Annotated in this window: 17 protein-coding genes; 5 read left to right on the plus strand and 12 right to left on the minus strand. The window is 44.4% G+C overall.

What is annotated here, in order from left to right; all coding sequences use genetic code 11:
• Window positions 1-89: 89 nt before the first annotated feature.
• The 4 genes from vpsR to brnQ form a co-directional block, all read right to left on the minus strand.
• The gene (gene vpsR / locus DA100_RS10730; protein WP_138972124.1) at window positions 90-1,424 is read right to left on the minus strand and encodes a cyclic-di-GMP-binding transcriptional regulator VpsR; all 1,335 of its coding nucleotides are present in this window, start codon (window positions 1,422-1,424) and stop codon (window positions 90-92) included.
• A 306-nt stretch (window positions 1,425-1,730) separates the two neighbouring features.
• Window positions 1,731-3,248: a lysine--tRNA ligase gene (gene lysS, locus DA100_RS10735; RefSeq protein ID WP_138972125.1), complete on the minus strand. Its 1,518-nt coding sequence runs from the start codon at window positions 3,246-3,248 to the stop codon at window positions 1,731-1,733.
• A 38-nt stretch (window positions 3,249-3,286) separates the two neighbouring features.
• Window positions 3,287-4,385, minus strand: a protein-coding gene (prfB, locus tag DA100_RS10740; RefSeq protein WP_138972126.1) for a peptide chain release factor 2 whose coding sequence is annotated in 2 segments (ribosomal slippage) — window positions 3,287-4,309 and window positions 4,311-4,385 — 1,098 coding nt in all. Because the reading frame shifts where the segments join, the coding sequence is not laid out codon by codon here.
• A gap of 161 nt (window positions 4,386-4,546) precedes the next feature.
• Window positions 4,547-5,860, minus strand: a complete 1,314-nt coding sequence (brnQ, locus tag DA100_RS10745; protein WP_138972127.1) for a branched-chain amino acid transport system II carrier protein — start codon at window positions 5,858-5,860, stop codon at window positions 4,547-4,549.
• Window positions 5,861-6,176: 316 nt separating this feature from the next.
• Between brnQ and DA100_RS10750 the strand changes: the two genes are divergently transcribed.
• Together DA100_RS10750 and srmB are read left to right on the plus strand one after the other, a co-directional pair.
• Entirely contained in the window at window positions 6,177-6,884 is a 708-nt protein-coding gene (locus DA100_RS10750; RefSeq protein WP_138972128.1) for a methyltransferase, read from the plus strand.
• Between the two features lie 89 nt (window positions 6,885-6,973).
• The gene (gene srmB, locus DA100_RS10755) at window positions 6,974-8,212 is read left to right on the plus strand and encodes an ATP-dependent RNA helicase SrmB (RefSeq protein ID WP_138972129.1); all 1,239 of its coding nucleotides are present in this window, start codon (window positions 6,974-6,976) and stop codon (window positions 8,210-8,212) included.
• A 296-nt stretch (window positions 8,213-8,508) separates the two neighbouring features.
• Here srmB and prfC read toward each other — a convergent pair whose 3' ends face one another.
• Window positions 8,509-10,098 (minus strand): peptide chain release factor 3, encoded by a 1,590-nt coding sequence (prfC, locus tag DA100_RS10760; protein WP_138972130.1) that lies wholly within the window; start codon window positions 10,096-10,098, stop codon window positions 8,509-8,511.
• 211 nt (window positions 10,099-10,309) lie between these two features.
• Here prfC and DA100_RS10765 point away from each other — a divergent pair, with 211 nt between their 5' ends.
• Window positions 10,310-12,361 carry an EAL domain-containing protein gene (locus tag DA100_RS10765; RefSeq protein ID WP_138972131.1) on the plus strand — a complete coding sequence of 684 codons (2,052 nt, stop codon included), beginning with the start codon at window positions 10,310-10,312 and terminating at the stop codon, window positions 12,359-12,361.
• Between the two features lie 7 nt (window positions 12,362-12,368).
• Here the strand turns inward: DA100_RS10765 and rimI are convergent, their stop codons facing one another.
• Together rimI and DA100_RS10775 are read right to left on the minus strand one after the other, a co-directional pair.
• Window positions 12,369-12,812, minus strand: coding sequence for a ribosomal protein S18-alanine N-acetyltransferase (gene rimI, locus DA100_RS10770; protein ID WP_138972162.1), 444 nt, complete (start codon window positions 12,810-12,812; stop codon window positions 12,369-12,371).
• A gap of 2 nt (window positions 12,813-12,814) precedes the next feature.
• Entirely contained in the window at window positions 12,815-13,213 is a 399-nt protein-coding gene (locus DA100_RS10775) for a DNA polymerase III subunit psi (protein WP_138972132.1), read from the minus strand.
• Window positions 13,214-13,268: 55 nt separating this feature from the next.
• On the opposite strand from DA100_RS10775, the gene DA100_RS10780 reads away from it, so the two are divergent.
• Window positions 13,269-13,718: a hypothetical protein gene (locus DA100_RS10780; protein WP_138972133.1), complete on the plus strand. Its 450-nt coding sequence runs from the start codon at window positions 13,269-13,271 to the stop codon at window positions 13,716-13,718.
• 58 nt (window positions 13,719-13,776) lie between these two features.
• Here DA100_RS10780 and glmM read toward each other — a convergent pair whose 3' ends face one another.
• The 4 genes from glmM to rlmE all read right to left on the minus strand — a co-directional run bounded on the left by glmM (window position 13,777) and on the right by rlmE (window position 18,747).
• Entirely contained in the window at window positions 13,777-15,117 is a 1,341-nt protein-coding gene (glmM, locus tag DA100_RS10785) for a phosphoglucosamine mutase (RefSeq protein ID WP_138972134.1), read from the minus strand.
• Window positions 15,118-15,147: 30 nt separating this feature from the next.
• Window positions 15,148-15,978, minus strand: a complete 831-nt coding sequence (gene folP / locus DA100_RS10790) for a dihydropteroate synthase (RefSeq protein ID WP_138972135.1) — start codon at window positions 15,976-15,978, stop codon at window positions 15,148-15,150.
• A 66-nt stretch (window positions 15,979-16,044) separates the two neighbouring features.
• Window positions 16,045-18,009: an ATP-dependent zinc metalloprotease FtsH gene (ftsH, locus tag DA100_RS10795; protein WP_138972136.1), complete on the minus strand. Its 1,965-nt coding sequence runs from the start codon at window positions 18,007-18,009 to the stop codon at window positions 16,045-16,047.
• Window positions 18,010-18,117: 108 nt separating this feature from the next.
• A complete protein-coding gene (gene rlmE / locus DA100_RS10800) occupies window positions 18,118-18,747 on the minus strand; it encodes a 23S rRNA (uridine(2552)-2'-O)-methyltransferase RlmE (RefSeq protein ID WP_138972137.1) in 630 nt (209 codons plus the stop codon).
• Window positions 18,748-18,860: 113 nt separating this feature from the next.
• On the opposite strand from rlmE, the gene yhbY reads away from it, so the two are divergent.
• Window positions 18,861-19,157 (plus strand): ribosome assembly RNA-binding protein YhbY, encoded by a 297-nt coding sequence (gene yhbY, locus DA100_RS10805; protein WP_138972138.1) that lies wholly within the window; start codon window positions 18,861-18,863, stop codon window positions 19,155-19,157.
• An 88-nt stretch (window positions 19,158-19,245) separates the two neighbouring features.
• Here yhbY and greA read toward each other — a convergent pair whose 3' ends face one another.
• Window positions 19,246-19,719 carry a transcription elongation factor GreA gene (gene greA, locus DA100_RS10810; RefSeq protein ID WP_138972139.1) on the minus strand — a complete coding sequence of 158 codons (474 nt, stop codon included), beginning with the start codon at window positions 19,717-19,719 and terminating at the stop codon, window positions 19,246-19,248.
• Window positions 19,720-20,184: the final 465 nt, after the last annotated feature.

A 20,184-nucleotide genomic window follows, 5' to 3' on the forward strand; every position in this document is an offset into this window, starting at 1 on the left:
AGTTATATCTGTATGACAGAGCATTATCCGTGCCAAATAAAAAAGCCACACTCGGGAAGAACGTGGCTTTTTATTTACAAAACAAACAATTAGACAGTAATATCAGAGATCAGGTTATGTTTGTTCAACAAACGATACATTGTTGCACGTGATACACCGAGCTCTTTGGCTGCCATAGACACTTGCCCTGCATGCGATTCAAGAACCAAAAGTAGTGCATCTCGCTCGCTGCGCTCACGAATGCTCTTGAGGCTACGGCGGCTATCGCTGCGCTTTGGTAAATCGAGGTGAATTTCATCTAACATCACGGTATCCGACATTAGCACCACTCGTTTAATCTGGTTCATGAGTTCACGAACGTTACCAGGCCAATGGTAGCGAGTTAATGCACGGGTCGCTTCTTCAGTAAAGCTGCGGGCCTGAGCATTGTACTCTTTCGAGTACTCCTGCAAGAAATGGCGAGCCAAAATTGCAACGTCTCCTGCACGCTCTTTCAGGCTAGGGACATTAATGCGCAATACATTGATATAGTGATAAAGCTCTTCGTTGAAGTCACCATCAATCAATGCTTTTTCGATATCGGCTGAGTTAGCAGCTAAAACACGCACATCAACCTCTTTACGGCCTGATGCTGTATCAACCATACCTTCTTGAAGGAATCTGAGCAGATTGAACTGCTGAGATTTCGGTAAAGTCAAAATATCATTAAGGAGGATCGTTCCTCCGTGCGCTTTTTCAAGAATCGAGGGTTCACTTAAATCATCACGATTGATACCAAATAGATCGCTCTCAATACGGTGCTCTGACATCGCTCGACAGTTAACAGAGATGAATTCTTTGTTTGCTCGGGCAGACGTTCGATGAACAGCTCGAGCCACCGTCTCTTTTCCTGTACCACTCTCACCATATATAAGAATGCTGACGTCAGTTGGACCAATACGTTTAATCTGATCACGGAGACGTTTTACTGGGATAGAATCACCAATCATTCCCATGTCACTTTGATTGCCATAATGAGGCCATACTTTCTTCTCTAGCTTGAGCATTCCAAGCTGGTGTCCGATTGTACTAAGAAGCTGCGCATCTGGAATTGGTGCAGTAAAAAAGTCGATACAGAAGTTAACAATGAACTGACAGATAGTATCTGAACTCAATTGAGACTCTCTGATAAACGCTAACCAGCGAACTTGCTTATGTTTGCTAACTAGGTTTGCTATACCGTTAAGACTAAACTCATCATGGCTTAGATCGACGATGCCAATACAAGGGCCTGTTTCAGTAAACAACGCATCGGCCTTTCGTAAATCTCCACACTGAGTACATCTCCAACCTACCTGCTCTAACACTGAAAGCCACGGTTCGTAGGACCCTCCTACTACGACCAAAGAACCCGGAATGGAATCCATTCGGAATTGACTACCCATGAAGCATATTCCTTATTATTGATAATATGAATACAATGTGTACTTAGGCACATATAAATCTATTTGGTTACATTATAGAGACTCTGGCAGAGAATCTGTCTCAATAATAAGACTATAGGTTGAATCGCCTTTTTTCCATACATTGTGAGAGTAGATTCAAACTATTTTACCGCCATAAATAAAATTTCATTATCTTACCGAATGGTATCCTTTCTTTATCACTGAATCACTTAGCGACAGAAAATCACCAAACTGGCGATAGAAATAAAAAAACCACCCGAAGGTGGCTTTTAAACTAATTGGTACTTACGCTTGAGGACGCATCGCAGGGAATAAGATTACGTCACGGATTGTATGAGTATTGGTAAATAGCATCGCTAGACGGTCGATACCAATACCTTGACCAGCTGTTGGTGGTAGGCCGTGCTCAAGAGCGGTGATGTAGTCTGCATCGTAGTACATAGCTTCATCGTCACCAGCATCTTTTGCATTTACCTGAGCTTTAAAACGCTCATCTTGGTCTTGTGCATCGTTAAGCTCAGAGAAGCCGTTTGCTACTTCACGACCACCAATGAAGAACTCAAAACGGTCAGTAAAGAACGGGTTATCATCACTACGACGAGCCAACGGAGAAATGTCCGCTGGGTAACCCGTAATGAAGGTAGGTTGAATTAGCTGAGGTTCTGCTGTTTCACCAAAGATCTCTTCAAGTAACTGACCACACGTCCAGAAAGTTTCCACTTCAACATGAACAGACTTGGCAATCGCAACCATCTTGTCGCGATCTTGAAGATCCGCTTCCGTTAGAGCTTGAATTTCTGCATGCTCAGGGTTGTAATGTTTGATCGCTTCAAACATGCTCATACGAGCGTATTTACCACCAAACTCAACCGTTTCATCACCGTAAGGCATTGATGTCGAACCTAGCACGTCCATCGCAACCGTACTTAACATCTCTTCAGTCAGATCCATCAGATCTTTGTAATCAGAGTATGCTTGGTAGAATTCCATCATAGTAAATTCAGGGTTATGACGTGGAGATAGACCTTCGTTACGGAAGTTACGGTTGATCTCGAATACGCGATCAAAACCACCAACAACTAAACGCTTTAGATATAGCTCAGGCGCAACACGCAAGTACATGTCGATGTCGAGTGCATTATGGTGAGTAACGAATGGACGAGCCGTCGCACCACCAGGAATAACATGCATCATTGGTGTTTCAACTTCTAAGTAGCCTTTTGAGCTCATAAAGTTACGAATCGCTGAAACCAGTTTAGAACGAATGATGAATGCTTCACGAGAATCTTGGTTAACAATAAGATCAACATAACGCTGACGGTAACGCATCTCTTGGTCAGTCAGACCGTGGAACTTCTCTGGAAGTGGACGAAGTGCCTTAGTTAGCAATTCGTATTCTTCCATGTTCACGTAAAGATCGCCTTTACCAGATTTATGTAGCGCACCTTTAACACCAACGATATCGCCAATATCAAGACCTTGGTATTTGTCTTTTAGAACTTTTTGAACGTCTTTATCTGCGTATGCTTGGATACGGCCAGACGTTTCTTGAATCACTAGGAACGGACCACGCTTAGCCATGATACGGCCTGCAACCGCGACGACATGGTTTAGCTCTTCTAGCTCTTCCTTGGTCTTTTCACCGAACTCTTTTTGAAGGTCGCCCGCTAGCGCGTCACGACGGAAGTCGTTTGGGTGGCCGTTTGCTTTACAGCTCTTACGGATCTCGTCCAATTTAGAGCGGCGTTCTGCAATCAGCTTGTTTTCTTCTTGTACGTTGTCGTTTTGAACAGCATCAGTCATTTTCGATGTATCCTGTTTCGTAAGTGTCGGTGAAAAGCTTAAAGACCTGATTTCAGGCTAGCTTCAATAAATTTATCTAAATCGCCGTCAAGAACCGCTTGAGTATTACGGTTTTCAACGCCAGTACGTAAATCTTTAATGCGAGAATCATCCAATACGTAAGAACGGATTTGACTCCCCCAACCAATGTCAGATTTAGCGTCTTCGTTCGCTTGTTTTTCCGCATTTTGCTTCTGAATCTCTAGTTCAAAAAGCTTGGCGCGAAGCTGCTTCATTGCTTGGTCTTTGTTCTTATGTTGAGAACGGTCATTCTGACACTGCACAACCGTATTGGTTGGTACGTGAGTAATACGTACCGCAGATTCTGTCGTGTTGACGTGCTGACCACCAGCACCAGATGCACGGTAAACATCAATACGCAGATCAGCAGGGTTAATGTCGATCTGGATGTTGTCATCAATCTCAGGATAAATAAACGCAGAAGCAAACGAAGTATGACGGCGGCCACTTGAATCAAATGGCGATTTACGAACTAAACGGTGAACACCGGTCTCGGTACGTAACCAACCATAAGCGTACTCACCAGAAATCTTAACCGTCGCGCCTTTTAGACCTGCAACTTCGCCTTCTGATACTTCAATAACCTCAGTTTTAAAGCCTTTTGCTTCAGCCCAACGCAAGTACATGCGCAGCATCATTGAAGTCCAATCTTGCGCTTCTGTACCACCAGAGCCTGATTGCAAATCAATGTAGCAATCCGAAGCGTCATGGTCTCCAGAGAACATGCGACGGAATTCTAGCTTTTCTAACTTAGATTCAAGCTCAGCAAGTTCAGGCTCGATCTCATCAAACGTTTCTTGATCTTCTTCTTCTACAGCCAGCTCAAGTAGCCCTTCAACATCTTCCACACCTTGAATGAGAAGGTCGATAGTTTCTACAACCGCTTCCAATGATGAACGCTCTTTACCTAGTGCTTGAGCACGTTCAGGTTCGTTCCATACATCTGGCTGTTCTAATTCTGCGTTGACTTCTTCTAGACGCTCTTGTTTTGCATCATAGTCAAAGATACCCCCTCAGGATATTCGTGCGCTCAGACACATCCTTTAGGCGGTTTTTAATAGGATTGATTTCAAACATGTTTGCTCAACATTTATGAGTAGAATTTAACCGAGGAATTGTACTCAAAAGTGTGATGAAGATACAGGAATTTTTTATCGCTGCATAAAAACTCAAATGCAAAAAAAATCCCCTGTCACGCCTTACGCGACAGGGGATTGTTAACTAGATAAGATGAGAAATTATGCGTTCTCTTCCGCCAATACTGGCTGTTCAACTTTGCCAACAAATAGCATTGCAACCATAGCCACAACCGTTGGTAGTAACCAACCCATACCGATATCAAATAACGGCAACATGTTTAGTGCTGACACATCAACACCCGCAACCTTCGCAGCGTCGATCAATGCAAACAGTAAAGAAACAAGGATCACCACACGGTATGCCGCTTTAGGGTTTGGTAATTTCTTGCGAAGGAAAGTCAGTGCAACCAACGCAATAGCAACTGGGTATAGTGCGAATAGAACTGGTACCGACAGAGCGATCAGTTGTGAAAGACCCACATTAGCAACAACCGCACAAGCTACACCGTTGATAATAACCCAAGTCTTGTATGAAATTGGCGTCAGTGAACTAAAGTAATCTGAACACGCTGACACAAGACCAATAGCCGTTGTCAAACACGCTAACAATACAATCACAGAAAGCACAAGCTGACCGTAAGGACCAAACAGAGACTGCACATAGAGGCTCAAGATCACGCCACCGTTATCTGCACCTGACGCAACCGTTGCACTTGTTGCACCAAGATAGAACAGAGATACGTACACAAATGTCAGGCCAGCCGCAGCAATACAAGCTGCACTGATCAAGTACTTAGACGTTGCTTTTTGCTCTGTAATGCCTTTCTGGCGAAGTGCATCAACAATCAATACACCGAACATTAATGAGCCGAAGGTATCCATGGTGTTGTAACCTTCAAGGAAACCTTTTTGCAACGGATGAGTAAGATATTCGCCCTGAGCCGCGATTAACTGACCTTGTGGATCAATGAATACCGCAACAGCCAATACGATCAGACCTAGGAACAAGACAGGTGTTAGAACTTTACCAATCACATCAATCAGCTTGCCTTGTGACCATGCAAAGAACATAGCAACAGCAAAGAAAAGGATTGAAAATAGAGTCAGATGAGACTGCGCCGCGTCAGCAAAGAAAGGTTTCACCGCCATTTCGTATGCAACCAAGCCTGTACGTGGTGCCGCGAATGCTGGGCCAATGATGATAAAAATCAACACAGCCATAATCATGGCGCCGCGTTGCGGAAGATCCTTGGTCAGATGCTCCCACGAGCCTCCGGCAACTGCAATAGCAACGATAGTAATAAGAGGTAGACCTACTGCAGTTAGAAGAAAGCCTGACATTGCAGGAATAACGTTTTCACCAGCCAATTGACCAGCTAGAGGTGGAAAGATGATGTTACCTGCACCCAAAAAGAAAGCGAATAGCATAAAGCCTACCGCAAGAATATCTGTTAATTTTAAAGTCTGATTCACTGTCGACCCTTTACTTATAATCTAATGAATGTTGTGTTTGTTGGATGGTCAATAATTGCCGTCCACTCTTTAAATTAAGGCGCGCATAATGACGAAAACCTCATCAGCTCGCAACCCAAAGGCGAAAAACACCATATAAATTTATAATCACAAGCAAAAAGCAGCATATATCACTACACAAAGCAGATTGAACAGTCGTATAAACTAGCCAAAAACCATTACACACCGAGAACAAACAGCACAATAAACCATACAAATTATTAACAACAGATCAATTAACTCAAAAAACAATCAATTGACGATAAAGATAAAATTAATGAATAAAACTAAAAGCTTTGAGTTCAAACAATTTAAAATTGATGGCGGCTATTCTGGCATGCCAGTAAGTACTGATGGAGTCTTACTTGGTGCGTGGATGGATCTTAGCGAGTGCGCATCACTACTCGATGTGGGCACGGGAACAGGTCTACTAAGTTTGATGTGCGCTCAACGTAAACCGACATTGTCTATCGAAGCGATCGACATAGAAGAAAATGCCATTGCAGCCGCGAATTTTAACTTCTTATCTTCGCCTTGGTCTGATCGAATAACACTCCATCATAACGATGTTCTCAAACATCAATTTGATCGTAAATTCGATGCCATCATCTGTAATCCACCTTACTTTAATAATGGAGAACAAGCAGTAAATAGCGCTCGGGCCTTGGCGAGACACACCGACAGCTTAAATCACACTCACCTCATTGAGCGCTGTTGGTCACTGCTGACCCCGACAGGTTGTGCCAGTTTTGTTCTACCTATTGTTGAAGGTGAACACTTTATCGCTATCGCGCTATCGCTCGGTTGGTCTATAAAAAGATGCTGCTCTATCAAACCAACCGCCAACAAGCCGGTGAGCCGATTATTATTTGAACTGAGTAAACAATCCGTTGCGACCCAATATCAAAACCTGACAATTCACCAAGCTGCTGGCTATTCCAGTGAGTTTATTGACCTAACCAAAGACTTTTATCTCAAGATGTAAAAAATAAGGTGTGATCCTTATCACCGATCACTCTATAATACGTCCCCTTAAATTATTGCTCACACCAACTCGCTTGTGGAGACATCATAGTGATCAGAAATTTTGCTGAATTAGAGTTAGATCCTAATCTACTCCTCGCAATTGAAGAAATGGGTTATGACCGCCCGACACAAATTCAGGCTGAAGCGATCCCACAAGCTTTAGATGGCCGTGACGTATTGGCTTCTGCACCTACTGGTACAGGAAAAACAGCAGCATTTGTGCTGCCTGCATTGCAGTTTTTGCAAGATTTTCCGCGTCGTAAACCAGGGCCAGCGCGTGTTCTTATCCTGACCCCAACCCGTGAGTTGGCAATGCAAGTAGCCGATCAAGCACGTGCGCTAGCGAAGCACACAAGCCTCAACATATTTACCATTACTGGTGGTGTTCAATACCAAGAACACGCAGATATTCTTGCAACAACTCAAGATATCGTGGTTGCAACACCAGGTCGTTTGATGGAATACATCGAGTCTGAGCGCTTTGATTGTCGCGCGATCGAATGGCTAATTCTGGATGAAGCAGATCGCATGTTAGACATGGGCTTTGGTCCAACCGTTGATCGTCTCTCATCAGAATGTCGTTGGCGTAAACAGACCCTACTCTTCTCTGCCACATTAGAAGGCAAAGGTGTTGAGGGCTTCACAGCCGATCTGCTTAATGATCCAGCAGAAGTTGATGCAGAGCCATCGCGTCGCGAGCGCAAGAAAATTTCTCAGTGGTACCACCGCGCAGACGATATGTCGCACAAACTGGATCTCCTGAAGAAGATCCTTACCGAGCAAGCAGAACGCTCCATCGTCTTCTTGAAAACACGTGAACGTCTCGCCGAGCTGCGTGTCGAGCTGGAAAAAGCACAAATTGCTTGTGCTTGGATCCAAGGTGAAATGCCACAAGATCGTCGCAACAATGCCATCAGTCGCTTCCGCGATGGAACGGTAAACGTATTATTAGCAACTGACGTTGCCGCTCGTGGTATCGACCTTCCAGATGTGAGTCACGTCATCAACTTCGACATGCCACGCAGTGCTGATGTTTACTTACACCGTATTGGCCGTACTGCCCGTGCCGGTAAGAAAGGCAACGCAGTTTCACTAGTAGAAGCCCATGACCAACCAATGATGGATCGTGTAGCACGTTACGTTAAAGAAGAGATCAAAGAGCGTTTCATTAAAGAGATGCGTCCTAAACATAAAAAACCTGTGTTTAAGAAAAAGAACAAAAAGAAAGACGACAAGAAAAAAGTAGCGGCAAAAGGTAAGAAGAAAGTCGCTAAGAAAAAGAAATAGTTTCGAGTGTCGAGTGTCGAGTGTCGAGTGTCGAGAAAAGTTTGAAGGGTTGGCACTTAGTGCCAACCCTTTTCTTTTAAAGTCAGATAATTAGGCTCAAAAAAGAACTAAAAGCTAGCGACTAACTCAATTCTCGGAGCGAAGCGTTCTCGCAGGGCGAAGCCCGATCTCGACTCTAAAAATAGTTGGAGTTCTGGCAAGGCAATGAACAAATCCGGCCCCATGAGCATAGTCCACTATGTGATTGGGGTGAATTTGCGAAGTTAACGCAGTTATCACCCCAAATACGACCAAGATTAGTGTTCGCGTGTTGCGCGGAACTCCACATCTGGGAAACGCTCTTTCGCCAAATTCAGATTGACCATAGTTGGGGCGATGTAAGTCAGGTTGTCACCACCATCAAGTGCTAAGTTTGACTGGTTCTTACGCTGAAATTCATCCAGTTTCTTACCGTCTGTACACTCAATCCAACGTGCTGTTGCTACGTTAACGCCTTCATAAATCGCTTCCACGTTGTATTCTGCTTTTAAGCGAGCAACAACAACATCAAACTGCAGCACACCAACCGCACCAACGATAAGATCGTTGTTTTGTAGTGGACGGAAAACCTGTACCGCCCCTTCTTCTGAAAGCTGAACAAGTCCCTTTAGCAACTGCTTTTGCTTCAAAGGATCTTTCAAGCGGATACGACGGAAGAGTTCTGGAGCAAAGTTTGGAATACCAGAGAACTTAAGTGTTTCACCTTGAGTGAAGGTATCACCAATCTGGATAGTACCGTGGTTGTGAAGACCAATGATGTCACCCGCATAGGCATCTTCTGCACGTGAACGGTCACCTGCCATAAAGGTCACCGCATCAGAAATATTCACCTGCTTACCAATACGTACATGGTTCATCTTCATACCTTGCTTGTAGGTACCAGAGACAATACGCATGAACGCGATACGGTCGCGGTGCTTAGGATCCATGTTGGCCTGAATCTTAAATACGAAGCCAGTGAAGTTCTCTTCACTTGCTTTCACTTCACGTTCATTAGCCTGACGTGACATCGGAGCTGGTGCCCATTCAGTTAAGCCATCCAACATGTGGTCAACACCAAAGTTGCCTAGCGCGGTACCAAAATATACTGGCGTCAATTCACCCGCCAAGAACAGCTCTTTGTCAAATTCAGGGCATGCGCCAATAACCAACTCGAGCTCTTCACGTAGCTGCTCTGCAAGATCGCTACCAACGGCTTCATCAAGTTCTGGATTCTCCAACCCTTTAATGATGCGAGACTCTTGGATGGTATGGCCCTGACCCGTGCTATACAAAATGGTTTCGTCGCGATGGATATGGTAAACACCTTTAAACTCTTTACCGCAACCAATTGGCCATGAGATAGGTGCACAAGACATCTTGAGTTCACTTTCAACTTCGTCTAGCAGATCCATTGGGTCGCGGATATCACGGTCTAATTTATTCATGAAAGTAACGATAGGTGTATCACGTAAACGTGTTACCTCCATCAGTTTGCGAGTACGGTCCTCGACACCTTTCGCAGCGTCGATTACCATCAAACATGAATCGACAGCAGTAAGCGTGCGATAGGTATCTTCCGAGAAGTCTTCGTGTCCCGGTGTATCGAGTAGGTTAACGAGGCACTCATTGTAAGGAAACTGCATAACAGAGGTTGTTACCGAGATGCCACGCTCTTTTTCCATTTCCATCCAGTCGGACTTAGCGTGTTGAGCAGAACCGCGACCTTTAACTGTACCCGCTGTTTGGATCGCGCGTCCGAACAATAGTACTTTTTCTGTAATAGTTGTTTTACCCGCATCTGGGTGCGAGATGATTGCGAAAGTTCTACGCTTAGAAACTTCGCCAAGAAAAGGTGTATCTGACATGAGAGAGTCTTCTTCTGTCTATAAGCTAAAGAGGGCTATTACTCTAGCCCTAGCGGTTCGATTCAATTTTGCGCGGTATTTTCGCTTATATTGAACTGGGGAGCAACTTCATCAATGAAAATGAGCAAAAAAGCACTTCAAATTAGTTACAAATTAAAATATCAATAAATATGAGCTATAACTAAAGGAGTAGAGGGAACTGATCTGAACTATGGCTAAAAGCAAAAAAATTAACTCATTAGCTTTTCGGCAAGCTAAAACCGTTTTCTTGGTATCGGTGATATTGGGGATCTGTTTTAGCTTGTACCATATTTTGGTGGATCTCCATCAGGAGCAGAAGCGAATTCAAGAGCATTATCAGTTCAAGTTACTGCAAAATTACTCCAATGCGAGTCAAGCGGCTTATCACTTGAATCAATTGCTTGCTGAACAGGTAGCTTCCAGCCTGATGATGGATAATGCCGTATATAAAGTGCAAATTGTCGATGACTTTGGTGATACCTTAACTCAGAAAGAGCGCAATATTTCTCTGCAAAGCAAATTCACAGAAGCACTATCCAGTTACCTAACACCCACTGCTCCCGTTTTTACTACAGACCTACATCAACCGAACTCTCATGTTGTGGTAGGTTCATTAAGCTTCTCAGTCAATGGCGCCTACATCGCGAAAAATTTCATTGCAAAGACAACGCAAATTCTACTGTTTGACCTGTTCCGTAACATCTTGCTGACCTCTATCTTGCTGATGTTTTTCTATCAGAAGTTGTCTAAACCTCTCGTGACACTTATTGAATGGGTCAGATCACTGCAAGACAATAAGAGTGATCTCCCGCCTCCAACTCAGTATCGCGATGATGAACTAGGTCAACTTGCTCAAACCTTCCATACACTTTGGAAGGACAGAGAAGCGGCCGAGGTGAAACTCAATCAACTCGCTTATTACGATTCATTGACTGGCCTTGCTAACCGCAGCCTGCTGTTACAGCTTTTGAGTAAAGCCATCGACGATGCCAATGGCAGTAAGCAAGCTGGGACACTGTTCTACCTCGACTTAGATCGCTTTAAGACTATCAATGACTCTTTGGGGCATACCATAGGTGATAACCTTATCAAAGCCATCTCAAAACGTATTGAAGCTTGGTTGAAGACGGACTTCACGGCTGCGAGAATCGGCGGGGATGAGTTTGCCCTACTGTTACCTCACACAAATGCAGAAAAGGCTCACGAACTGGCTCAGCAATTACTGGCACTCGTCTCTAATCCTTATTCTATTGATGATCACCAACTTTACTGCACCGTTAGTGTTGGTATCGCCGTTTTCCCTTCGGTGGGCAGCACGAATATCGATGTTTTGCGTCAAGCCGATACCGCACTCTACCGCGCCAAAGTCGCAGGCCGTAACAAATACATGTTTTACGAACCAGAGATGCAAGCACAGGTCGAGTCGTTTCTGGAAATCGAAAAAGGATTGCATGAAGCAATCAATAAAGGACAACTGGAGCTCTATTACCAACCACAGGTTGATGAAAAGCACCATATCGTTGGTGTCGAAGCGTTGATCCGCTGGAACCACCCAGAAAAAGGGTTGTTGCCCCCAGGGGTGTTTATGCCGATAGCGGAAGAAACTGGCCAAATATTGCAGATCGGTAACTGGATTATCGAACAGGCTTGCTATCAGTATGCCTCTTGGAAAAAGCAGAATATTCTGCCTGAGACATTCCGCCGATTAGCCATCAATATCAGCCCTTTGCAGTTCTCACAAAACTCCTTTGTAGAACACATCGTCGACTCTCTGACACAAGCTGGCATCAGTGGTGAGCATATTGAGTTGGAAATCACTGAGAATTTGCTGCTAGAAAATGTCGATGCTGCGATTCAAAAAATGACGGAGCTTAAAGAGCACAACTTAAAGACATCGATCGATGATTTTGGTACGGGTTACTCATCTCTGCGCTACCTGAAACACCTATCCGTCGACGTCCTTAAAATAGATCGCTCATTCGTCACCCAACTACACTTAGATGAGAGTGATCAAGCGATAGTTGATACCATCATCATGACGGCTCAAAGATTAAAACTGGAAGTCATTGCAGAAGGTGTCGAAGACGCTTACGAGTTACAAGCGCTCAAACAGTTGGGCTGCGCTCAGTTTCAAGGCTATTTGTTCGATAAACCCCTCCCCGTAGCAGAACTGACAGAGCGCTTCGAGAGAAACCACTATCAAATCGACGAGCCGACTCCGGCAAAAGCCGTACAAAAGTAATCAGGGCCTAAAAGAAGATGTAGCTCATGATAATTGCATCTTCTTTGCCTGATGCTGTTGGGTAGTAGTTCCGGCGACGGTCGACTTCGTTAAACCCGATAGACTCATACAAACCAAAAGCATTGTGGTTACTTTCTCTTACCTCTAACCATGCACTGTCAGCCTGTGCTTGTTCGCACATATCGAGAAAAGCTAGCATAAGTTGTTTGCCATATCCTTTCCCTTGATAAGCGGGAGAAACGGCAATATTCAGCAAAGTGACTTCGCCTACAATGTTTTGCGCATAAAAATAGCCAACAACCTGATTATCATCGCACAACACATGGTGGCAACCACCACGACTATTGATATCTCGAACCATGTTTTCTGACCATGGATGAGAGTGTGCCTGACGTTCAATGTTCCAGACTTGATCTAAATGTTCTGGCAGTAATGGGAAGATGTTTAACATGGCTATTTGTACGAACAGATTTGTTGCCACAGCGCTCGACGCTGATCGTTATTACCATCAATATCACTGAGCAAAGGAGAAGATAATACCTTCCCTTGCACATCAGGCTGTACTTCACAGCCCGCAAACCAAGCCCACTCTAACTGGTGATCAGGTAACTGACTCACTTGGTGAGGAAAGATGTGTTGTGCTTGTTCCAAGTTTAGATTGATGCTTTTCAATACCCTTTCAAACATAATTGCTGTCTCATTTTTCGGATATTGGGGTGAGATCAGCACAAGTTGACAAGACTCTTGCAAAACGATGCGAGGGGCTTGATAGCCTTGCAATCGTTCTGGATGGGTCAGCTCATAGCACTGAATACCCATTTCTTGTAAATACTCTAGCTCGTGTTGTGGCATAAGGATTCGTCACTGGTTTGAACGAGCCAATCGTAACATAAAACAAAGAGGCACTATGAAACATTTCATCACCCTTTTGCTTTCCTCACTGATTATCCTTATCGCTCCACAAACTTTCGCGCAAAGCAGCGATGACTGGGTAATGATCAGCGATAAAGTGGTCAACTACAAATCTGAAACTGATACCGTAGAACCCCTTGCGTACGTCAGCCAGCGCAACTTTAGCAAACTAAAGATTAAAGTCGTCCAAGGTACCGTTAACTTAAAGAGTATCGTGGTGACTATGTCTGATGGTAGTCGCAAAGAACTTCAATCGATGGGCACGTTAACCAAAGGTATGTCAACCAGAGTCTGGACTCTGCCTGGCGGCAAAGATGCCAAGTTTAAGAAACTTGAGATGACATACGATAGCTGGGGAAGTACAACTCTAAGTGCAGTCGGCCTCAGTAAGAAAGCAAAGATCGAAGTTTGGGGTAAAAAGCGTACCGAAGAAGATGAAGAATAACGTCCCGCGATAAACAAACGCCACCGATATCGGTGGCGTTTTTGTATTGGATTTGCCGTTAGAAGCTCGCTTTCACTGCCGCAGCAATTTTAAGTGCCGAGGATTGAACCAGTTGTGCATCCTCGCCTTCAACCATCACTCTAATCAAAGGCTCTGTGCCTGATTTACGCAATAAGACTCGACCTTTTTCGCCTAGCTCAGCTTCAACTTCAGCCGTCGCTTGCTTGACGGCATCAGCATCTAGTGGATTAGAATCTCCTTGGAATCGAACATTTTCCAGTACCTGAGGGTACAATGTCATTCCCTGAGATAAGTCATGTAGCGACATATCGCTGCCCACAACTGACGCTAAAACCTGTAGTGCCGCAACAATAGCGTCTCCCGTCGTTACCTTGTCCAACAAGATAACGTGACCAGAGTTTTCTGCACCGATTTTCCACCCTTTTGCAAGAAGTTGCTCCATCACATAACGATCACCAACAGCCGCGCGGACAAATGGAATACCCAGTTGTTTCAGACCATTTTCCATACCAAGGTTAGTCATTAGCGTACCAACAACCCCCCCCTTTAACTCACCACGACGCATGGCATCACGAGCGATGATATACGCGATTTGGTCACCATCCACTTTATTGCCTAAATGGTCAACCATGATGATACGATCGCCATCACCATCAAAAGCCAGACCAAGTGCTGCACCTTCCTCTACAACTCGCTTTTGCAGAGCACGTACATCCGTCGCACCAACTTCATGGTTAATGTTCGTACCGTTTGGTTCGATGCCCATCGCCACAGCATCAGCACCTAATTCGCTAAATACTGCTGGTGCAATATGGTAAGTTGCACCATGAGCACAATCGACAACGATTTTAAGACCCGCCAAACTTAACTCTGATGGGAAGGTGCTTTTACAAAACTCGATGTAACGGCCCGCAGCATCGTTTAAACGAGAGGCTTTACCTAGCAGGGCTGACTCAACACATTCGATATCTTTATCAAGTTCGGCTTCAATCGCTAACTCGATATCATCAGGTAACTTAGTACCTTCAGAAGAGAAAAACTTAATACCGTTGTCATAATACGGGTTGTGAGATGCAGAAATCACAATCCCCGCTTCTGCGCGGAAAGTTTGCGTCAGGTATGCGACAGCAGGCGTTGGCATTGGGCCCGTAAAGGTTGCTTTTAGTCCCGCCGCTGCTAAACCCGCCTCTAAAGCAGATTCAAGCATATAGCCAGAAATACGTGTATCTTTGCCAATAATGACCTTCTTCGTCCCCTGTTTAGCCAGTACACGGCCCGCAGCCCATCCGAGTTTAAGGACAAAGTCTGGTGTAATCGGGTATTGGCCAACTTTGCCACGTACACCATCGGTACCGAAATAGCGTCTCTTATCAGACATAGTGAATCCTTTTTATAATCATTTTTCTGCTCAGTGGTTTTGACTAACCATTGAGACAATCTTCATAGCATCAAGCGTTTGTTCAAAATCGTGGACACGGATGATTTGTGCGCCTTTCATGGCTGCGATTGTAGCGCAACTGACACTCGCTGCAATACACTCATCAGGTGCTTTATCAAGCAACTTAAACAACATAGATTTACGCGACATTCCCGCGAGAATCGGCAAACCAAATTGATGGAACTGTTCTAAATGCGCCAACATATGGTAGTTGTGCTGTAAAGTTTTGCCAAAACCAAAACCTGGATCAAGAATAAGCTGACTACGCTGGATACCGACCTTTTCACACGCTTCTATACGCTCTTGCAAAAACTCACCCACTTCTTTTAATAAATCTTCGTAGTGAGGATTCGACTGCATCGTCCGTGGCTGACCTTGCATATGCATAAGACAAATTGGCAACCCAGATTGAGCCGCGACATCTAGTGCCCTTGGCTCTTGTAAAGCACGGACATCATTAATAATATCCGCACCAGCTTCAATCGCTTGGCGCATCACTTCAGCTTTGCTGGTATCGATAGAAATCCAGACATCGTGTTGCTTTCTAATCGCTCGAATAACCGGAATCACACGTTGCAACTCTTCTTCCAACGCGACATCAGGCGCACCTGGGCGCGTCGATTCACCACCGATATCGATGATAGTTACCCCAGCTTCAATCATTCGCTGCGCCTGAGCAAGCGCATTATCTAGTGAGTGGTATCTACCGCCGTCAGAAAAGGAATCAGGGGTGACGTTTAGAATTCCCATGACCTGTGGTTGTGACAGGTCCAGCGATTTATTGTTTGCTTTCAGAATCATACTTGGGCTCTTTACCTTTAAATACAAAAACCCCGAGTTGCCTCGGGGTTTCTTTTAAAAGCTTAGTTACTCAGAGTCTTTTTTCTCTGCTGCTTCTGCTGATGTTGTTTCTTGAGAAGTCGTCGGCTCTTCTGATTTTACTTCAGAATCTTGTGCTTCACTTTTCTCTTCAGGTTCAGACTTTTCTTCTTGCTTGCTATTAGCGTTACTTCCCCAGCCAGCAGGCTCACGAATGACTTCTTTACGTTGCATTAGGTCTTCAATTTGACCTGCATCGATCGTTTCATACTTCATCAACGCATCTTTCATTGCGTGCATAATATCCATGTTGTCTTGGATAAGTTTTAGTGCACGATCGTAGTTGCGGTCGATAATGGCACGAATTTCAGAGTCTATCAGCTTAGCAGTATCGTCAGACACGTGTTTAGTCTGCGTTACGCTACGGCCTAGGAATACTTCACCTTCTTCCTCTGCGTATAGAAGAGGACCAAGTTTTTCAGAGTAACCCCATTGCGTCACCATGTTACGCGCTAGGTTTGTCGCTACTTTAATATCGTTTGACGCACCCGTTGATACTTTATCAGCACCGTAGATCAGATCTTCAGCGATACGACCACCGTAAAGTGTCGCAATCTTACTCTCAAGGAACTGACGGCTGTAGCTGATTGCATCTTGCTCAGGCAAGAAGAACGTCACACCCAATGCACGGCCACGAGGAATAATCGTTACCTTGTGTACAGGATCGTGCTCAGGAGATAAATAACCCACAATCGCGTGACCCGCTTCGTGGTATGCCGTCGACTCCTTGATCTCTTCCGACATAACCATCGACTTGCGCTCAGCACCCATGTTGATCTTGTCTTTCGCTTGTTCAAACTCGACCATAGACACATTACGCTTGTTACCACGAGCGGCAAATAGCGCCGCTTCGTTAACAAGGTTAGCAAGGTCTGCACCAGAGTAACCCGGTGTACCACGAGCTAGAAGTGATGGCTCGACGTCTGCTGCTAGTGGTACTTTACGCATGTGAACTTTCAAAATTTGCTCACGACCACGTACATCTGGCAGACCAACGACAACCTGACGGTCAAAACGACCAGGACGAAGAAGTGCAGGGTCTAGTACGTCTGGACGGTTAGTCGCCGCAATCACGATAATACCTTCGTTGCCTTCAAAGCCATCCATTTCAACCAGCATTTGGTTTAGTGTCTGTTCACGCTCATCGTGACCACCACCAACACCGGCACCACGTTGACGGCCTACCGCATCAATCTCATCGATAAAGATAATACACGGCGCAGCTTTCTTCGCTTGTTCGAACATATCACGTACACGAGATGCGCCAACACCAACAAACATTTCAACGAAATCAGAACCAGAAATGGTAAAGAATGGAACCTTCGCCTCACCAGCAATCGCTTTAGCAAGTAGCGTTTTACCGGTCCCCGGAGGACCTACCATCAAGACACCCGTTGGAATCTTACCTCCCAGCTTTTGGAAGCGGCTTGGGTCACGTAAGAAATCAACCAGTTCTTTGACGTCTTCTTTTGCTTCATCACAGCCAGCAACATCACCAAACGTGGTTTTGATTTGCTCTTCGCTCATCATTCGAGCTTTGCTCTTACCGAAAGACATCGCGCCTTTGCCGCCACCGCCTTGCATCTGGCGCATGAAGAAAATCCATACACCAATCAGTAAGATCATTGGGAACCATGAAATGAAGATAGTACCTAGCAGGCTTTGCTCTTCTGGAGGTGTACCTTGTACTTTCACATTTTGATTAATTAGGTCATCAAGTAGCTTCTGGTCGTAGACTGGCATGTAAGTAACATAACGCGCGCCGCCGCCACGACGTGTGAAAGAAATTTCACCGTCTTTAAAAGTTGCTTCCTGAATCTGGCCTTGGCCAACTTCCTGTACAAATGTGGTGTAATCCACCGCTCTGCCATTGCTTTCTCCAGGGCCAAAGCTCTGGAAAACCGACATCAAGACGACGGCGATAACAAGCCACAGAATTAAATTTTTTGCCATGTCACTCAAGGTGTAAGCCTCTCGATAACTAATTGTAATTAAAGGTAGGGTACTACAGTTTATAACCTGTAGCTATAGTGTTAACCTGCCCAGCAAGGGGCAAAATAGTTAACCTTTGTAACCAGTGGCTACAACAAAGACTTCTCGTGAGCGAGCTCGCGATGAGTCTGGTTTTCTGACTTTGACGACTTTAAAAGTATCGCGGACTTCTTTAACAAACTGATCGAAGCCTTCCCCCTGGAAAACCTTTACAACAAAGCTACCATTAGGGGCTAGAACTTGTCGACACATATCTAAAGCCAATTCAACTAAATACATTGCTCTTGGCTGGTCCACAGAGTTATTACCAGCAATATTCGGAGCCATGTCAGACATCACAACGTCAACCATTGATGGTTGGATTCTGTCCAGCAGAGCTTCTAGTACGGCTTCTTCACGGAAGTCACCTTGGAGGAAGCTTACCCCTGCAATAGGATCCATAGGTAACAGGTCACAAGCAATAATTTGTCCCTCCTCACCTACAATCTTAGCAGCATATTGGGACCACCCACCGGGTGCTGCACCTAAATCGACCACAGTCATACCAGGTTTTAGTAATTTATCTTTGGTTTGGATCTCTTCCATTTTGAAATAAGCGCGTGAACGATAGCCTTTTTTTCGCGCTTCGTTGGCGTACTTATCGTCAAAATGTTCTTTCAACCAGCGACCCGAGCTGGCCGAATGTTTTTGTTTACTCATTCGATACCTAACAGATAGAGGGAGCAACTAACCCAATAAATTATAGTCTTCACGGTTAGATGGCGTTAAAATGGTATTTTTCAACCCTTATAGTAAAGAAAATTGGCCGCGTAATGAACCTAAGCACTAAACAAAAGCAGCATCTCAAAGGCCTAGCGCACAGTCTAAAACCTGTTGTGCTTATGGGCGCAAATGGACTTACTGAAGCTGTTCTGGCGGAAATTGAAATTGCTCTAAATCATCATGAGCTAATCAAAATCAAAGTAGCCTCTGAAGACCGTGAGACTAAAGGTCTTATCATAGATGCTATTGTACGTGAAACTGGCGCTGAAAAAGTACAAGTAATTGGTAAAACTCTTATCCTGTACCGTCAAACTGAAGATCGCAAAATCGAGCTTCCACGTAAATAATGGCTAACCAATAGCAACATCAAAAAAGGTCGCGACTGCGACCTTTTTGCTATCTCTGTTCTAAAGAAATGCTCTCACATCACTGAACTTAGATATATTCAACTTTATCGATTTCGAAATCACGGTCGCCGCCTGGTGTAGAAATAACGACTTCGTCACCTTCCATCTTACCAATCAAACCGCGTGCAATCGGTGAACTTACAGAGATACGACCAGCTTTAATATCCGCTTCGTCTTCACCGACGATTTGGTAAGTTTTCTCTGCTTCAGTATCACAATCGATCAAAGTCACCGTCGAACCGAAGATAACCTTGCCAGTATTGTCCATCTTAGTCACATCGATTACCTGTGCGACCGACAGTTTGTATTCGATATCACGAATCTGAGCCTCACAGATACCCTGCTCTTCACGTGCAGCATGGTACTCAGCGTTTTCTTTAAGATCTCCAAGCTCACGAGCTTCAGCAATCGCTTCAGAAATCTTTGGGCGAAGCTTCAATAGTCTTTCTAATTCTTCACGCAGCTTCTGTTCGCCACGCAACGTCATTGGGACTTTTTCCATTATGTACCTCATTCCAAAGCAATCTTTGGACAAAACAAAACTACCTAATCCACACTGGACTAGGTAGTGAGCTAACTAATCAATTTCTCTTAGTGTAAACAAACTTGGGGACTAAATCATCTTAAATCCATCGCTCAAAAAAAACAGTGCTTACACAGCGATTTACTCATTATTTTTCGTTACCTAAAAACACTCAAAAACCCCGCAAGTTAATAAAAAAAACTAAAATTTTTCTTAATGACAACAAATTCAACAACAAGAAAAAAACCTTAATAATCATGATTTTGATATTTTTCAATCCAAAATAAAACAGTGTTCAAAAATCTGTTTTATATCGTTTTACTACCAATAGACGGAACTTTAGCGGTACAACAATGCTCACCAATTACTCGCTCGGTGAATACCAAGTGCAAAGTATTTCTGACAGAAGTCTTACATATGAGCATTGATTCATTGCGGTAATAG

It is taken from the genome of Vibrio sp. Hep-1b-8 (assembly GCF_006124995.1).
In the GTDB taxonomy this organism is placed as follows: Bacteria; Pseudomonadota; Gammaproteobacteria; order Enterobacterales; family Vibrionaceae; genus Vibrio.

What these genes read in the sequence shown, in the direction of transcription:
- lysS (WP_138972125.1), bottom strand. Translation starts at nt 3,248, where the DNA reads ATGACTGATGCTGTTCAAAACGACAACGTACAAGAAGAAAACAAGCTG.
- prfC (WP_138972130.1), bottom strand. Translation starts at nt 10,098, where the DNA reads ATGTCAGATACACCTTTTCTTGGCGAAGTTTCTAAGCGTAGAACTTTC.
- rimI (WP_138972162.1), bottom strand. Translation starts at nt 12,812, where the DNA reads ATGTTAAACATCTTCCCATTACTGCCAGAACATTTAGATCAAGTCTGG.
- folP (WP_138972135.1), bottom strand. Translation starts at nt 15,978, where the DNA reads ATGATTCTGAAAGCAAACAATAAATCGCTGGACCTGTCACAACCACAG.
- DA100_RS10765 (WP_138972131.1), top strand. Translation starts at nt 10,310, where the DNA reads ATGGCTAAAAGCAAAAAAATTAACTCATTAGCTTTTCGGCAAGCTAAA.
- DA100_RS10775 (WP_138972132.1), bottom strand. Translation starts at nt 13,213, where the DNA reads ATGCCACAACACGAGCTAGAGTATTTACAAGAAATGGGTATTCAGTGC.
- DA100_RS10750 (WP_138972128.1), top strand. Translation starts at nt 6,177, where the DNA reads ATGAATAAAACTAAAAGCTTTGAGTTCAAACAATTTAAAATTGATGGC.
- DA100_RS10780 (WP_138972133.1), top strand. Translation starts at nt 13,269, where the DNA reads ATGAAACATTTCATCACCCTTTTGCTTTCCTCACTGATTATCCTTATC.
- rlmE (WP_138972137.1), bottom strand. Translation starts at nt 18,747, where the DNA reads ATGAGTAAACAAAAACATTCGGCCAGCTCGGGTCGCTGGTTGAAAGAA.
- greA (WP_138972139.1), bottom strand. Translation starts at nt 19,719, where the DNA reads ATGGAAAAAGTCCCAATGACGTTGCGTGGCGAACAGAAGCTGCGTGAA.
- glmM (WP_138972134.1), bottom strand. Translation starts at nt 15,117, where the DNA reads ATGTCTGATAAGAGACGCTATTTCGGTACCGATGGTGTACGTGGCAAA.
- vpsR (WP_138972124.1), bottom strand. Translation starts at nt 1,424, where the DNA reads ATGGGTAGTCAATTCCGAATGGATTCCATTCCGGGTTCTTTGGTCGTA.
- yhbY (WP_138972138.1), top strand. Translation starts at nt 18,861, where the DNA reads ATGAACCTAAGCACTAAACAAAAGCAGCATCTCAAAGGCCTAGCGCAC.
- ftsH (WP_138972136.1), bottom strand. Translation starts at nt 18,009, where the DNA reads ATGGCAAAAAATTTAATTCTGTGGCTTGTTATCGCCGTCGTCTTGATG.